We start from the raw sequence: 14,796 nt of genomic DNA, 5'->3' as shown, positions 1-14,796 counted from the left end.
CGCGTCATTGCGCGGGAGAGAGGGGAACGCGGGGAATCCGGAGGTGCTGGAGGGTGCTCTCAGCGGCCCGGACAGATGGCGCTGGACATGCGGCCGAGGTCGACGTGCCGCCGACTCACCAAGGCAATTCCAGTTCCAGGCATGACGGAAGCGTGGCACGGCGATCTGTGACTGGTCCAGCTTAATCCGCAATGTGGACACCCTTGTCTCGTACGGCGAGACAAGGGTGTCCTTGGTCACACGCGGGGCGACCCGGCCGGTCAGTCGGCCGAAAACAGAGGTGTCGGCACAGGTCAGGCGGGGAAAGCGCCCGGCCACGGCCCCGGGGTGGCCACGTCCGCCTCCTCCTCCACCTTGGTGTCGAAGAGGCGGAAGCCGCGGCGCTGGTAGTTGTCCATGGCGAACTCGCCGTCCTTGCTGCACGTGTGCAGCCACACCCGCTTGGTGGTGGCCAGCCCCGGCCAGCGCTCCGCCAGGTCCCAGGCGCGGGCGGTGCCGTACGAGAGGAGGTGGCCGCCGATGCGCCGGCCGCGGAAGGCCGGGATCAGGCCGAAGTACTCGATCTCCACGACCCCGTCGTCGCCGGGCGTCAGCTCCACGTATCCGGCGGGCGTGCCGCGGTCGTGGGCGACCCAGGTCTCCACGCCCGGCCGCTCCAGGTGCTCCCGCCACCGCGCGTGGCTCCAGCCCAGCCGGTCCGTCCAGCGGATGTCGCCGCCGACCGAGGCGTACAGGAAGCGGCTGAACTCGGGGGAGGGCACCTCGGCGCGGACGATCCGGACGTCCCCCTCCGGTGCGGCGGCCGGCAGCAGGTCGGTGGGCGCCGTCTGCTCCAGGGACCACGTGGTCACGGCGATGTTGGTCATGCCGGTCAGGGAATCATCCGCTCCGCGGATCTGTCGATCCCCGCCCGGCGCGGGGTGGTGCGGTGCGGGCCGGGGCGGTCAGCCGAGCGCGTCCTCGATCGACGCCAGCGGCAGCGCGAACAGCATGCGGCCCGACTGGGACCACACCTCGCCGCTGCGCGGCCAGTACGACATCGAGCCCGCCGGTCCGCTCCAGCACCGCTGCGACCGGTCCGCCCCGCACTCCGCGGCCCGGGCGCCCTCGGTGTCCTGGCGCCACAGGGTCCCGCGCCCGTCCTCGCCGCCGGCCGCGCGTCCCAGGTACCACTCGGAGCGGGTCGCGCCGGGCGGCCGGTGCGAGAGCACGCCCCCGACCTCGGCCGCTCCGGTCCGGTACGCCTCGACCGCGTTCACTTGGCCGGCGGAATCGGTGACGGGCAGCCCGGTGCGGTCGGGGTCCGTGGCCGTGCGCAGCGGGTAGCGCCACAGCCGGGTGGGCCGGTCGCCGTCCGCGTCCACGCGCTCGGTGGCCACCAGGCTGTCGGGCGCGGTGCCGCGGTCCAGGGAGATCGCGCCGGGGCGGGCCGCCGCGTCGGTGTCGGGGAGCCGGTACGAGGCGACGGCGGGCAGCACGTACCGGTGGCCGCCCGCCGCCCAGCCGCCGGGCACCCGACCCACGGCGTCCGCCGCGGTGGTGGCGCGCTGGACCCGCTCCATGTCGTACACGTACAGCGCTTCGCGGTCCCCGGCGGCGGCGGTGACCAGGAGCTTGTCCTGGTACCAGACCATGCCGGTGACGGGGGAGGCGAGCCCGCGGTAGTCGTGGCCGCCGTCGACCGGGACGGCGAGCAGCGCCGAGGTGTAGCCGAGCCGGCCGGGGTCGTCGGCGTCGACGAAGGAGACCCGGGCGAGGCCGCCCTGGGGCGTGCCGTCGTCGCGGGACCAGGCGGAGAGGATGACGCGGTGGGTGCCCCAGCGGCCGTCCTCGTCGGCGTCCCCGGAGGTGGTGACCGCGCCGGGGCGCCAGCCGTCGGTGTCGGCCTCGTCCCAGCAGTAGGCGCGGGTGGCGGCGGGGGAGACCGGCAGTGCCTCGCGGTCCCCGGCCGTGCAGTCGGCGGCGTCGCGCAGGGTGTGGTCGGCGGATTCGAGGACGGTGTCGACGCCCACCGGGTCGCCCATCGCGGCGGAGAGCCGGTCGAGCCAGGTCGTCGGCACCCGGTGCTCGGTCAGGCGCAGCGCGTCGGTCTCGGCGGCGGAGGTGAGGGGTACGAGGGCGCCGGGGTCGTCGGCGACCGTGGCCTGCGAGGCGCTGAGCAGGGTGGCGGCACCGGTCAGCGCGAGGGCCGCACCGGTCAGGGCCGCGCGCAGCGCCCTGCCCCGTCTGCGCCGGCGGTGTCTGCCGCGCTGCTTCATAGAACCTCCACGGACACCCCGGACCAACTGCGCTCGACGGTGGTCGTGTTGACCGAGGAGCGGATGGGGCGGTCCACCCAGGATGCTACGACAGACACAGGCCCCGGCGGACGCAGACGATGCAAATATGCGAAAACAACCCGCCTTTACGGCCATCCGGGACGAGCGCATCCCCGCCCCGCGACGGGCGGCGGGCGCCGTGGGGGTGCGGGCGGACCCCCGTTGCGCGCGCTCGGCGGGACTCGCCGTCCGCCCCCGCCCGCCGTCACGGCACCCCCATCGACGCCCGGCCCTCCGCCACCGTGGGTGCCGTGGAGTGGGGGAGGAGGTCGCGGGGGTCGGCCGGGAGGAGGAGTTCGATCTCCGCGTCGTCGCAGAAACGATACGGCCGGTGTTCGAGATAGGCCCCGAGATACCTCCGCACCCGCGACATCTCGGCCCGTACCGTCACCGTGCGGGCCCGGTCGCCGAACATGTCCTCGGCCAGCGCGGCGGCGCTGCGGCCACCCCGGTGCACCGCCAGCAGGTACAGCAACTCCGCGTGCCGCGGGCTCAGTTCCCGCTCCCAGTCCTCCGCGCCGCCCAGCACCCGGACCAACCAGCGGCGCGGCTGCCCGAGGTCCAGCACGATCCGGGTGGCGCCCTGCGGCACCGGCCCGGCCGCGGCCCGCACCAGCCAGCCCCCGGCCAGCGGCTCCAGCGTGCACGCCCCGAAGGCCGGCAGCCACCGCGCCCCCGCCTCCGGCGACTTGGGCAGCACCACCCGCTCCACGTACGGCATCCCCGTCACCGCCGCCGTCCAGCCGTCCCGGTCCGCCACCAGCGCCCGCCCGCCGAGCCGGGCCAGCACCGGCGCCGCCACCGCCCGCAGCCGCTCCAGCGACCGGGTGTGCAGCTCCCGCAGCCGGGCCTCGGCCAGCTTGGCCACCGAGTCCACCCACGCCAGGGTCGCCGGGTGCATCGTCTCCAGCGGCCCGCTCACGTCGACCACACCGAGCAGCCGCCCGCTGCGCGGGTCGGTGATCGGCGCCCCCGCACAGGTCCAGGTCGCCTGGGACCGCACGAAGTGCTCGGAGGCGAAGACCTGGACGGGCCGCCGGGTGACCGCCGGTGTTCCCACGCCGTTGGTGCCGACCACCTCCTCCCGCCAGTCCGCCCCGAGTTCGAAGCCGAGCCCGTCGGCCCGGCGCAGCACCCGCGCGCTGCCCTCCCGCCACAGCACCCGGCCGTCCTCGTCCGCGATCACCATGATGTGGTGGGCCACGTCCGCGACCGACAGCAACGCCTCCCGCAGGACCGGCAGCACATGCCGCAGTTCGGAGGTCTCGCGCCGGCGGCGGATCTCCTCCGGGGCCAGCAGCCCGGAGCGGAAGTCGTGCTCCGGGTCGACGCCGCTGCTCAGCATCCGGTCCCAGGACTGCTCGATCACCGGCCGCGGCGCCACCGGGGCCCGCCCGCCCGAGAGTCTGGCGGAACGGACCTCACTGAGCATCCGGGCCGCACGCGCCGTGTCGACGGCGGCGAACTGCGTCACGTCCTTGGGCGAGAGCGCCACGGGACCTCGTCCTTCCGGAAGGCGGATATTCGTCTCATAGTGACCGGTTGCCCGCGCCTGGCGGGCACAGTCCGCGCACAGCCGACCGCACGTTGCAACCCCCTGCAACCCTGGTGTGACGGCCTCGCGGGTGTCCAAACTTGAACCACGCCGTCCCGAGCGGCGTACGCGGCCTGAACAGGCCCGTGTGGCGGGGGTGGTGCCGTGTCGGCGCAGCACCACCCCCGCGCCACGCGGCGCGTTCAGACCACCGGGCGGGCCCGCTCCACCACCGCCGCCAGATCCAGCGTCGGCGGCAGCGTGCCGAAGGCCGCGCCCCCGTCGCCGCCCAGCCGCGCGGCGCAGAACGCGTCGGCGACCTCCGGCGGCGCGTACCGCACCAGCAGCGCGCCTTGCAGCACCAGCGCCAGCCGCTCCGCCAGCATCCGGGCCCGCCCCTCGGCGGCCGCCAGGTCGGCCAGGTCCGTCAGCAGGTCCCGGATCGCCGCGTCCAGCCGGTGATCGGCCCCGCGCGCCGCGCCGACCTCGGTCAGATAGGCGTCCAGCGCCGCCGGTTCGCGCCCCAGGGCCCGCAGCACGTCCAGCGCCTGCACGTTCCCGGCTCCCTCCCAGACCGAGTTCAGCGGCGACTCGCGCACCAGCCGGGGCATCCCGGACTCCTCGACGTACCCGTTGCCGCCCAGGCACTCGGCCGCCTCCACCGCCACCGGCGCACACCGCTTGGTCACCCAGTACTTGGCCGCCGGCACCGCGAGGCGCAGCAGCGCCCGCTCCCGCTCGTCGCCCGCGCTCGCCGCGTCACAGGCCGCCGCCAGCCGCAGTCCGAGCACCGTGGCCGCCTCCGACTCGAGCGCGAGGTCCGCGAGGACGTTGCGCATCAGCGGCTTGTCGACCAGCTTCCCGCCGAACGCCTCCCGGTACGCGCAGTGGTGCACCGCCTGCGCCACGGCCTGCCGCATCAGGCCCGCCGAGCCCAGCACGCAGTCCAGCCGGGTCGCCGCCACCATGTCGATGATCACGGCCACCCCGCGCCCCTCCGCGCCGACCCGGCGCGCCCAGGTGCCGGCGAACTCGACCTCGGCGGAGGCGTTGGACCGATTGCCCAGCTTGTCCTTGAGCCGCTGGATCAGGAACACGTTGCGGGTGCCGTCCGCCAGCACGCGCGGCACCAGGAAGCAGGTCAGCCCGCCGGGCGCCCGCGCCAGCACCAGGAAGCCGTCCGACATCGGCGCCGAGCAGAACCACTTGTGCCCGGTCAGCTCGTACGCCCCGTCCTCGGCCAGCGGCCGCGCCGCCGTGGTGTTCGCCCGTACGTCGCTGCCGCCCTGCTTCTCCGTCATGCCCATCCCGAACAGCGCCCCGGCCTTCAGGTGGGCCGGCCGCAGCTCCCGGTCGTAGACCCGGGAGGTCAGCCGGGGCTCCCACTCGGCGGCCAGCTCCGGGTCGGCGCGCAGGGCCGGCACCGCCGCGTGGGTCATCGACAGCGGACAGCAGGTGCCCGCCTCCACCTGGGTCCACATCAGGAACGCCGCCGCGCGCCGCACCTGCCCGCCCGGCCGCGACCAGGCGTCGGTCAGACCCGCCGAGACGCCCTTGCCGAGCAGCCGGTGCCAGGCCGGGTGGAAGTCGACCTCGTCGACGCGGTGGCCGTAGCGGTCGTGGGTGCGCAGGACCGGCGGGTGGTCGTTTGCCTGTACGCCCCACTCCTGGGTCTGGAGGGACCCGCAGCCCCGGCCGAGCCCCGACAGCTCGGCGAGCGCCTCCTCGCCCGGTCCCGCCGCCAGATGCCGCTCGACCGCCTCCGTCAGGACCCGGTCGGAGGTGAAGACGTCGTAGCCGGTCAGCGGCGGCGCCTGATTCGTCACGGTGTGGGTACTGCCTGCCATGACCGTGAACCTACCCTGCCGCGGGACCCCGGCGGGCCGGGACGGCAGCGGCGGGCGTCCGCGGATGAGTGGCACCCCCGGCGCCGGATACCTTTAGGGCGTGCAGCCAGCAAGTGACTCCCTCGAACGGCCCTCGGGCCGGCTCCACCGTGCCCGGGTCCTGTACCGGAACGTCTCCAAACGCAGGACCGCCTGGCTGCTCCTCAAGGACACGGTCAACTCGTGCATGGAGTACCGCATCCTCGGCCTGGCCGCGGAGGCCGCGTTCTTCACCCTGCTCTCGGTGCCGCCCCTGCTGCTGAGCCTGCTCGGACTGCTCGGCTACGTCGACTCCTGGATCGGCGCCGACACCACCGAGAGCCTGCGCACCAACATCCTGGACGCCTCCCGCGCGGTGCTCTCCGAGAAGGGCGTCAAGCAGATCACCGAGCCGATCCTGGACGACGTGATGAAGGGCGGCCGGCCCGACGTCATCTCCATCGGCTTCCTGTTCGCCCTGTGGTCGGGCTCCCGCGCGGTGAACGTCTTCATCGACACCATCACCGTGATGTACGGCCTCGACGGCGTCCGGGGCATCGTCAGGACCCGCCTGATGGCCTTCCTGCTGTTCATCGTGGCCCTGCTGATCGGGTCGATCGCGCTGCCGCTGATGGTGGCGGGACCGGACGCCGTGGTGCGGATCGTGCCCTGGTCGACGACGGTCGTCCAGGTGCTGTACTGGCCGGTCGTGATCATCCTGTCGGTGGCGTTCCTGACCACGCTGTACCACGTGTCGGTGCCGGTGCGCTCCCCGTGGATCGAGGACGTCCCCGGCGCGCTGGTCGCCCTCGCCATGTGGGTGCTGGGCAGCTTCCTGCTGCGCATCTACCTCACCAGCACCGTCGAGGGGCCGACCATCTACGGCTCGCTCGCCGCGCCCGTCGCCGTGCTGCTGTGGATCGGTGTGTCCGCGTTCGCGGTGCTCGTCGGGGCCGCGGTCAACGCGGCCATCGACCGGGTGTGGCCGGCCGCCGCGACCGCCGCGGCCCGCGAGGCCAACGAGCGGCTGCGCCAGGCCCAGGTCGCCGAGTACGTCGCCCGCACCGCCGCGCAGGGCGCGGGCGACCCCGACATGCCCTCCGAGTTCCCCGAGCGCTGGTCCCGCTTCCTGCCCCCCGAGGACGTCACAGCCCGCCTGCGCACCCACCCGAAGACGCCGCCCGCGCACCACACCCACCACGACAAGAGTCACGGCCACGACAAGCCGGAGGCGTCCTAGGGCGCCGCCCCGGGCCGGGCCCGGCGGGCGGTCAGCTCGTCGCGGGCCCGGGCCGCCGCGCCCAGCGGCACGGCGTCGCCCCCCAGGGCCGCCCGCAGCAGTTTGACGGGATGGCCGCTGATCGGCGGTTCGGCGGCGAGCGGCCCCTGGATCAGGGGTTCGAGCAGCGTCCAGGCGTTGCTGACGCCGCCCCCGACCACGACCGTGCCGATGTCGACGAGACCGGCGGTCATCACGATCGCGCGAGCGATCCCCGCCCCCGCCGCCGCGTACACCGCGTGCGCGTCGGCGTCCCCGTCCCGGGCCGCCTCCGCCACCTCGCGGGCGGACCGCTCCCGCCCGGTGCGCTCGGCGTAGCGGGCCCGCAGCGAACGGGCCGAGGCCAGCGTCTCCAGGTGGCCGCGCCCGCCGCAGGTGCACGGCAGGTCGCCGAAGCCGGGGATGTGGCCGATCTCGCCGGCCGCGCCGTGGGCGCCGGTGCGCAGTGCTCCCCCCGTCCACAGCGCCCCGCCGACGCCGGTGCCCAGGGTCATGCCCAGCACGTCCTCCTCGCCCGCCGCCGCACCGCAGGCGATCTCGCCGCGCACGAAGGCGTTGACGTCGTTGTCGAGGAAGGCCGGGACGCCCAGCGCGGTGCTCAGGGCGGCGGTCACGGGGAAACCGGCCCAGTCGGTGAACGAGTCGCTGGCCACCAGGACGTGACCGGAGGCGGCGTCGACCACTCCGGCCGCGCCCACCCCGACGGCGGCCAGCCGGCCGGGGGTGCGGGACCGTACGACGGCGAGCGCGTCGAGGGTCGCGGCGATCATCGCCCGGCCGCCGGAGCGGGCCGGGGTGGCCGTGTCCGCGCGGTCGAGCACCCTCAGTTCCTCGTCGCAGAGCACCACCTGGGTGGTGGTGCCGCCGATGTCCACCCCGGCGAAGACCGGGGCGTCGGGACCGCTCATCCCTGCTCCTCCGTCCGCCCGGCGGCGAGGGTCGCCAGCCGCTGGGCCCGGCGGCCGCGCTGGACGACGGGGTCGGGCACCGGCACGGCCGCCAGCAGGCGCCGGGTGTAGTCGGTCTCCGGGTGCAGCAGGGTGGCCGACGTGAGCCCCTGCTCCTCGGCCCGCCCTGCCCGCATCACGACCACCCGGCGCGCGAACTGCTGCACGACGGCCAGGTCGTGGGAGACGAAGAGGCAGGCGAAGCCCAGCTCCTCCTGGAGTTCGCCGATCACTTCCAGGACCGCCTGCTGCACGCTCACGTCCAGGGCGCTGGTGGGTTCGTCCGCCACCAGCAGGCGCGGTTCGAGGACCAGGGCGCGTGCCAGGCTCACGCGCTGGCGCTGGCCGCCCGACAGTTCGCGCGGCGTGCGCCGGGCGACCTCCCGCGGCAGCCGCACCCGGTCGAGGACGGCGGCGACCAAGGATTCCCGTTCCCTGCCGGACAGTCTCCCGCGGTGGATCCGCAGCGGTTCCGCGACACATTCGCCGACCGTCATCCGGGCGTCGAGCGAGGCGACCGGGTCCTGGAGGACGACGCCGATGCCGGCCCGCAGCGCACGCCGGGCCCGCGCACGGGTACGCGCCAGGTCGGCTCCGAACAGGGTGACGGAGCCGGTCGTGGGGGCGATCAGGCCGAGTGCCACCCGGGAGGCGGTGGACTTGCCGGAGCCCGACTCTCCCACCAGGCCCAGGGTCTCCCCGGGGCGGACGGCGAAGGAGATGCCCTTGAGGGCGTGCACCGCCCGCTTCCCGCGGCCGAAGACCACCGAGACGTCCGTCAGTTCCACCGCCGGTTCCCCGGCGGGGGCGGCGTCGGGCTCGTCCGCCCGCCGCCCGTCGGACGCGGCGGCCTCGGCGGTCTCGGCGGTCTCGGCGACGGACAGCCGCGGTACGGCGGACAGCAGCCGCTTGGTGTAGTCGTGCGAGGGGCGCAGCAGGACGTCCTCCACGGGCCCGGTCTCCACGATGGCGCCCTGGTACATCACCGCGACCCGGTCGGCGAAGTCCGCGACGACCCCCATGTTGTGGGTGACCAGCAGGACACCCGTGCCGGTCTCGGCCGCGAGCCGCCGCAGCAGGTCGAGGATCTCGGCCTGCACGGTCACGTCGAGCGCGGTGGTGGGCTCGTCGGCGATCAGCAGCGCCGGTTCGTTGGCGATGGCCATGGCGATGACGACGCGCTGGCGCTGGCCGCCGGAGAGCTGGAACGGGTAGGCGCGGGCCCGCTGCTCGGGCTCGGGGATGCCGACGCGGCGCAGCAGTTCGACGGCGCGCGCGGCGGCGTCCGCCGCGGACACCCGCCGGTGGTTGCGGATCACCTCGGCGATCTGCCTGCCGACCCGGGTGAGCGGGTCGAGCGCGGTGGCCGGTTCCTGGAACACCATGGAGACGGTCGATCCGCGCAGCCCGGCCAGCCGCTCCTCGTCGGCGCCGACGATGTCGGTGCCGTCCACGACGGCCCGTCCGGTGGCGCGGGCGTTGCCGGACAGCAGCCCCATGGCCGCCAGCGCGACGGTGGACTTGCCCGAGCCCGACTCGCCGACCAGGGCGAGTGTCTCGCCGGGCGCGACGTGCAGGGAGACGCCGCGCACGGCCCGTACCGGGCCGGTCTCCGTGGTGAAGACGACGCCCAGGTCGTCGAGGTCGAGGATGTGGTCCCCGGCGGCGGCAGCGGCCGGTCGTCGAACGGCGCTCACGCGCGCCCCCTCACGTCGAATGCGTCCCGGAGTCCGTCTCCGATCGCGTTGAACGCCCACACCACCAGGATGATGGCGAGGCCGGGCGGCACGATCAGCCACCAGTGGCCCGAGTAGGCGGCGGTCATTCCGGTGGAGAGCATGCCGCCCCAGTCGGTGGACGGGGGCTGGACGCCCAGGCCGAGGTAGGAGACGTAGGCCACCAGCAGGATCGCGTCGGCGATCTGGAAGGTGGCCGCCACGATGATGGTCGACACCGAGTTCGGCAGGATGTGCCGGGTGATGGCGCGCGTGTGACCGCCGCCGATGGCGCGCAGGGTGAGCACGAAGTCCCGGTTCTTCAGCGTCAGGGTCTCGGCCCGCACCAGCCGGGAGGGCACGAGCCAGGAGATGAGGCCGAGGATGACGACGAGACCGGTCAGGTCGGGGGTGGTGATCGCGGAGACCACCAGCAGGATGAACAGGGCGGGGATGGCGATGCCCGCGTCCACCACGCGCATCATGACCGCGTCGATCCAGCCGCCCGCGTAGCCGGCCGCGGCGCCCCACAGGGTGCCGATGACCGTGGCGAGGACCCCGGCCGACAGACCGACGATCAGGGAGACCTTGCCGCCGTACATCAGCCGGCCCAGCTCGTCGTGGCCGACCGCGTCGGTGCCGAGCCAATGGGCTCCGCTGGGCGACCGGTTGACCTGCTGGAGCAGGGTGTGGGTCTGGTCGGTGGAGTAGAGGAGCGGGCCGACGAAGCAGAACAGGACGAAGAAGACCACGACGCCGAGCCCCACCACGGCGAGGCGGTTGCGCAGGAAGCGGCGGACGGCGAGCCGGCTGCCGGAGGCGACGCGCTCGGGCTTCGCGGCGAGCGCGTCCAGGGAGGTGAGGGAGCTCATGACCGACCTGCCTTCACTCGGGGGTCGATGGCGCGTTGCAGGATGTCGGCCAGCAGGGTGCCGGTCACCGTGGCGATCGAGATGACCAGGACGCAACCCAGCAGCACCGGATAGTCGGAGGACTGGGCGGCGGTCCAGAACAGCAGGCCCATGCCGGGGTAGTTGAAGAGTTGCTCCACCACCAGCGCGCCGCCGAAGAGGACCGGCACGTAGTAGCCGAGCATGGCCACCACGGGGGTCAGCGAGTTGCGGAAGACGTGCCGGGTCAGGACGGCCCGGGGGCGGGCGCCGCCGGCCCGCGCCGTCCGCACGTAGTCCTCGGTGAGGTTCTCCAGCGTGGCCGAGCGCATGTAGCGGCTGAAGACGGCGACCATCGTGGCCGCGCCGGCCACCACCGGCAGCACCAGGCCCTGCGGCTGGGACAGGACGGCGCCGACGCTGTTGCCCTGGGGTGCCTGGGCCGGGAACCAGGGCAGGACCTGGCTGAAGACGAGGACCAGGATCAGCCCGAGGAAGTACACGGGGGTGGAGTAGGCGATGAAGCTGAGCGTGGTGATGACGTAGTCGACCGGCTTGTTGCGGCGGACGGCCTGCCACACGCCGAGCGGTATCGCGGCCAGCAGGCCGACCACCGCCGAGAGCACGGTCAGCAGCAGTGTCTTCGGCAGCCGTTCGGTGATCAGCTGGGAGACGGGCTCGTTGAGGGTGTAGGACATGCCGAGGTCGCCGTGGATCAGCTGGTTCAGGTAGTACACGTACTGAACCGGCAGCGGCTTGTCGAGGCCCTGCTCGTGGTTGAAGGCGGCGATCTGCGAGGCGGTGGCCTGGGGGCCGAGGATGCCGCGGGCGGGCCCCCCGGGCAGGGCGTGCAGCAGGCAGAACACCACGACGGTCACGAGGAGGACCACCGCCAGCGCCTGTAGGACACGCCTGGTCAGGAAGGAGTATGTGCTCATGGGTTTCCGGGTGACTGGGTGGGGACGGGGCGGGTGAGAGGGGCCGGGCGCGGGCTCACTCGGTCCACGCCCACATCGCGGGGTGGAAGTTGGCGAGGGAGTCCTGGGCGAATCCGCCGAGGCCGTCCCTGATCACGGAGACCTGGTAGTCGGGCTCGGGAAGCCAGATCACGGGCAGGTCCTCGGCGAGGGCCTTGCTGTAGTCGAGCATCGCGTCGGGGGACGAGGAGGTGGTGGTCCGGTCGATCAGCCGGTCCACCTCGGGGTTGGAGTAGCCGCCGAAGTTGGAGCCGCCGCCGCTCGCGAAGAGCGCGTCACCGCTGGGGTAGGCGGGGAAGTACCAGCTGCCCGCGCTGCCGAAGAAGGAGAGCTGCCAGTCGCAGGCGGGGTCGTCCCGCTCACACTGCCCGGTCTGCGAGAGGACCGAGTTGACCGGCGCGGTCTTGATGTCGAAGTCGATGCCGGTCTCCTCGAAGGAGGACTGAAGGGCGCTCATCATGTTGTCCGTCTCCGTGGAGCCGGACTGGGACAGCACCCGCATCCTGAACTCGGTGCCCTCCGCGACGCCTTCGCCGCAGTGCCCCGCGCCCTCGCCCGGCGAGGTGCACACCATCGTGCCGTCCTTCGGGGTCCAGCCGTGGTCCGTCAGCAACTCGCGCGCCCGGGAGGTGGAGAAGGGGTACGGCTCGGCCTTCTGCTCGGCCGACAGGAAGGCGGACGCCTGCCCCTGCGGGACGGGGCCGTAGGTGGGGACGGCGGTGCCGTTGTAGAGCACCTCGGCCAGGGTCTTCTGGTCGACGGACAGCTGGATGGCCTGCCGCGCGTACGACTGCCGGAAGACCGCGCCCATCTCGGGGTTGTTGAAGTTGTACGGCATGTAGGTGACGGCCCAGCCGGACCACCGCTCGACGTGGTAGCCGAGGTCCGTGAAGGACTTCTTGATGCCCAGGTCGGAGGCCTTGATGTAGCCGTAGTCGACCGTGCCGGCCCGCAGCGCGTTCTCCTCGGCGGCCACGGTGGTGAAGGACAGCAGGTTGATCTGCCGGACGTGGGCCGCGCCGCCGCCGTCGTACTTCCCGTTCTCGATCAGCTCGACCCGGCCGGAGGTGGCGAAGGACTTGAGTGTGTACGGGCCGCTGACCGTCTTCCACAGCGGGTCGCTCGCGTAGTGGGAGATCTTCTTGCCGGCGTCGATCAGGTACGTCCAGACCTTCTCGGCACCGGCCGGGCTGCGGTCGAGGTCGGAGACGCGCCCCGAGTCGCTGGTCTTGTCCCAGACGTGCTGCGGCATCGGACGGATCATGCTCAGCTCGTTGGCGAGCATCCACTGCCGGTTGTAGGCGCGGTCGAAGTCGAGCGTGAAGTGCCGGTCGTCGATCGTCTCGAAGGAGGTCCAGGTGTCCGGGGCCTTGCCCGGGCTGTAGCTGGCCCACGCCTTCTTGTTCTGCCTGACCAGGTTGAACCAGAACTCGACGTCCCGGGAGGTGACCGGCTCGCCGTCGCTCCAGTGGCGGTCGCCGAGGGTGATGGTGACGCTCTTGTTGTCCGCGGCGAACGTGGCGTCCGTCGCCAGCGAGTTGTCCTTGTTCCAGCCGATCTCGCCGGTGGAGCCGTCGTAGGCGATCAGCGGCTCCCACATCACCTGGGATATCGAGGAGTTGTTGGTGTTGAGGTGGCCCGGCGTCCCGATCGGCACGATCCAGTTCGGGGTGAAGTTCGCGGGGAGGGCGTAATTGATCTCGTTCTTCGAGCCGGAGGGGGCGGAGACACCGCCCGTGCAGCCGCTGAGCAGCACGCCCACGGCCGCGCAGGCGCCGACGACGAGCGCCCGGCGGCGGCGCGTCGCTGTGCGAGCAGGGGACATGTATCTCCTCCAGGTGAGTGGCGTGGAGGTCAGCTAACGCCTGCCTCGGCGCGGGGACAAACAAAGTTGCGTAACAACTAAGTATCTCCGTTTCTGAAATAAGTCCGGACGCCGCTCGATCCGCGATGTACTGCGTAAAACGCCATTCACGGAACGGCATTCGAGGCGTACTGTCTGCATCGGACCGACCATGGGGAAGTAAGCACGTACATGAATGAAATAAGTACGCGGGGCGGCCGGAGGGCGGCAGGCACCTCGGCGCTGGCGGCACGGGCCCTCGAACTGATCGCCTCCGGCCGGGCGACCTCCCGGGCCCAGCTCGCCGAACTGCTCGACGCCGCGGCCTCCAGCGTCTCGGTGGCCGTGGCCCAGCTGGTGGAGCACGGCCTCGTCGCCGAGGAGGGGACCCAGTCCTCCACCGGCGGACGCCCGCGCAAGGTGCTCAGGCTCGGCGGCCAGGACGAGTTCGCCGTCGCCGCCGACCTGGGCGGCAGCCACGCCCGGGTCGGGGTGGTCCTGCCGGGCGGCGAGCTGCGCGACGTCTCCACCGTGCCGCTGGTGATCGCCGAGGGCCCGCAGGCGGCCCTGTCCCGGCTCGCCGCCACCCTGGACGACCTGGTCGAACGCCACGGCAGGTCACGGCTGCGCGGCGTCGGTCTCTCCCTGCCCGGCCCGGTCGACACCGCCACCGGACGCGTCGTGCAGCCCTCCCGCATGCCGGGGTGGAACCGCTTCCCCGTCGAGTCCTGGCTGCGGGAGCGCTTCGCGGTCCCGGCCGTCGCCGACAACGACGCCAACTGCATGGCCGTCGGCGAGCACACCGCCCGCAAGGGACGCCACCAACAGGTGATCATGGTGAAGACGGGCACCGCGATCGGCGCCGCCGCCCTCGTCGACGGCCGGCTCTACCGCGGCGGCACGGGCGCGGCCGGGGAGATCACCCACATCCGCATCGCCCGCGGCGACGGCGTGCCCTGTTCTTGCGGCAACACCGACTGCCTGGAGACGGTCGCCTCCGGCGCCGCCCTGGTCCGGGTGCTGCGGGAGGAGGGCGTCGACGTCAGCGCCGCCGAGGACGTGGTGCGGCTGGCCACCGACGCGCACCCGGAGGCCAACCGGGCGGTGCGCAGGGCCGGGGACTACCTCGGCCAGGTGCTCGCCGCCAACGTCAACTTCTTCAACCCGGACGCCGTCTACCTGGGCGGCATCCTCTCCACCGTCGAACCGTTCGTCGCCGCCGTCCGCAGCCAGCTCTACGAGAGCTGCCACCCGCTGGTCACCGAGCACCTCGCCATCGAGCGCGCCGTCCTCGGCGCCGACGCCGGTCTCCTGGGCGCCGGGCAGTTCGCCCTCCAGCGGGCGCTGGCCCAGGCCCTGCGCCGGGTCGGCGGAGCGGAGCTGGACCCGGACCGGTTCCAGACCCCCACCCCCTGAACCCACACCCCG

At 73.2% G+C, this 14,796-nt stretch carries 12 protein-coding genes; 2 read left to right on the top strand and 10 right to left on the bottom strand.

Translation table 11 applies throughout. The annotated features are described in order from the left end of the window. Nucleotides 1-59 precede the first annotated feature (59 nt). The 5 genes from ACIRGB_RS08860 to ACIRGB_RS08840 all read right to left on the bottom strand — a co-directional run bounded on the left by ACIRGB_RS08860 (nucleotide 60) and on the right by ACIRGB_RS08840 (nucleotide 5,699). Nucleotides 60-143, bottom strand: coding sequence for a putative leader peptide (locus ACIRGB_RS08860; RefSeq protein ID WP_309475039.1), 84 nt, complete (start codon nucleotides 141-143; stop codon nucleotides 60-62). Between the two features lie 150 nt (nucleotides 144-293). Next, a complete protein-coding gene (locus ACIRGB_RS08855) occupies nucleotides 294-866 on the bottom strand; it encodes a GNAT family N-acetyltransferase (protein WP_398913570.1) in 573 nt (190 codons plus the stop codon). A 78-nt stretch (nucleotides 867-944) separates the two neighbouring features. Continuing rightward, nucleotides 945-2,258, bottom strand: a complete 1,314-nt coding sequence (locus ACIRGB_RS08850) for a hypothetical protein (protein WP_403860399.1) — start codon at nucleotides 2,256-2,258, stop codon at nucleotides 945-947. A gap of 265 nt (nucleotides 2,259-2,523) precedes the next feature. After that, nucleotides 2,524-3,813, bottom strand: a complete 1,290-nt coding sequence (locus ACIRGB_RS08845) for a GAF domain-containing protein (RefSeq protein ID WP_403860396.1) — start codon at nucleotides 3,811-3,813, stop codon at nucleotides 2,524-2,526. Nucleotides 3,814-4,055: 242 nt separating this feature from the next. Beyond that, nucleotides 4,056-5,699, bottom strand: coding sequence for an acyl-CoA dehydrogenase family protein (locus tag ACIRGB_RS08840; RefSeq protein ID WP_403860393.1), 1,644 nt, complete (start codon nucleotides 5,697-5,699; stop codon nucleotides 4,056-4,058). Between the two features lie 100 nt (nucleotides 5,700-5,799). On the opposite strand from ACIRGB_RS08840, the gene ACIRGB_RS08835 reads away from it, so the two are divergent. Next, complete coding sequence (locus ACIRGB_RS08835) at nucleotides 5,800-6,957, top strand: YihY/virulence factor BrkB family protein (RefSeq protein ID WP_403860390.1); 1,158 nt, start codon at nucleotides 5,800-5,802, stop codon at nucleotides 6,955-6,957. Here the strand turns inward: ACIRGB_RS08835 and ACIRGB_RS08830 are convergent. The 5 genes from ACIRGB_RS08830 to ACIRGB_RS08810 are packed head-to-tail and all read right to left on the bottom strand — an operon-like array spanning nucleotide 6,954 to nucleotide 13,350. After that, a complete protein-coding gene (locus ACIRGB_RS08830; RefSeq protein ID WP_403860387.1) occupies nucleotides 6,954-7,904 on the bottom strand; it encodes an ROK family protein in 951 nt (316 codons plus the stop codon). The genes ACIRGB_RS08835 and ACIRGB_RS08830 overlap by 4 nt on opposite strands. Next, complete coding sequence (locus ACIRGB_RS08825) at nucleotides 7,901-9,640, bottom strand: dipeptide ABC transporter ATP-binding protein (protein WP_403860384.1); 1,740 nt, start codon at nucleotides 9,638-9,640, stop codon at nucleotides 7,901-7,903. The genes ACIRGB_RS08830 and ACIRGB_RS08825 overlap by 4 nt, the downstream gene beginning before the upstream one ends. Beyond that, nucleotides 9,637-10,530 carry an ABC transporter permease gene (locus ACIRGB_RS08820; protein ID WP_403860381.1) on the bottom strand — a complete coding sequence of 298 codons (894 nt, stop codon included), beginning with the start codon at nucleotides 10,528-10,530 and terminating at the stop codon, nucleotides 9,637-9,639. Before ACIRGB_RS08820 ends, ACIRGB_RS08825 begins: the two co-directional genes overlap by 4 nt. Further along, nucleotides 10,527-11,486 (bottom strand): ABC transporter permease, encoded by a 960-nt coding sequence (locus ACIRGB_RS08815; RefSeq protein WP_403860378.1) that lies wholly within the window; start codon nucleotides 11,484-11,486, stop codon nucleotides 10,527-10,529. The genes ACIRGB_RS08820 and ACIRGB_RS08815 overlap by 4 nt, the downstream gene beginning before the upstream one ends. 55 nt (nucleotides 11,487-11,541) lie before the next feature. Beyond that, nucleotides 11,542-13,350 carry a peptide ABC transporter substrate-binding protein gene (locus tag ACIRGB_RS08810; protein ID WP_403860375.1) on the bottom strand — a complete coding sequence of 603 codons (1,809 nt, stop codon included), beginning with the start codon at nucleotides 13,348-13,350 and terminating at the stop codon, nucleotides 11,542-11,544. Nucleotides 13,351-13,560: 210 nt separating this feature from the next. Between ACIRGB_RS08810 and ACIRGB_RS08805 the strand changes: the two genes are divergently transcribed. After that, complete coding sequence (locus tag ACIRGB_RS08805; RefSeq protein ID WP_403860372.1) at nucleotides 13,561-14,784, top strand: ROK family protein; 1,224 nt, start codon at nucleotides 13,561-13,563, stop codon at nucleotides 14,782-14,784. Nucleotides 14,785-14,796: the final 12 nt, after the last annotated feature.

This window comes from Streptomyces sp. NPDC102490 (assembly GCF_044765285.1).
GTDB lineage: Bacteria > Actinomycetota > Actinomycetes > Streptomycetales > Streptomycetaceae > Streptomyces.
This window is presented reverse-complemented; position numbering and strand designations above follow the sequence as displayed.

Excerpts from the sequence above, each read along its gene's own strand:
- ACIRGB_RS08840 (WP_403860393.1), bottom strand. The coding sequence starts at position 5,699 with ATGGCAGGCAGTACCCACACCGTGACGAATCAGGCGCCGCCGCTGACC.
- ACIRGB_RS08860 (WP_309475039.1), bottom strand. The coding sequence starts at position 143 with ATGCCTGGAACTGGAATTGCCTTGGTGAGTCGGCGGCACGTCGACCTC.
- ACIRGB_RS08850 (WP_403860399.1), bottom strand. The coding sequence starts at position 2,258 with ATGAAGCAGCGCGGCAGACACCGCCGGCGCAGACGGGGCAGGGCGCTG.
- ACIRGB_RS08810 (WP_403860375.1), bottom strand. The coding sequence starts at position 13,350 with ATGTCCCCTGCTCGCACAGCGACGCGCCGCCGCCGGGCGCTCGTCGTC.
- ACIRGB_RS08815 (WP_403860378.1), bottom strand. The coding sequence starts at position 11,486 with ATGAGCACATACTCCTTCCTGACCAGGCGTGTCCTACAGGCGCTGGCG.
- ACIRGB_RS08820 (WP_403860381.1), bottom strand. The coding sequence starts at position 10,530 with ATGAGCTCCCTCACCTCCCTGGACGCGCTCGCCGCGAAGCCCGAGCGC.
- ACIRGB_RS08805 (WP_403860372.1), top strand. The coding sequence starts at position 13,561 with ATGAATGAAATAAGTACGCGGGGCGGCCGGAGGGCGGCAGGCACCTCG.
- ACIRGB_RS08830 (WP_403860387.1), bottom strand. The coding sequence starts at position 7,904 with ATGAGCGGTCCCGACGCCCCGGTCTTCGCCGGGGTGGACATCGGCGGC.
- ACIRGB_RS08855 (WP_398913570.1), bottom strand. The coding sequence starts at position 866 with ATGACCAACATCGCCGTGACCACGTGGTCCCTGGAGCAGACGGCGCCC.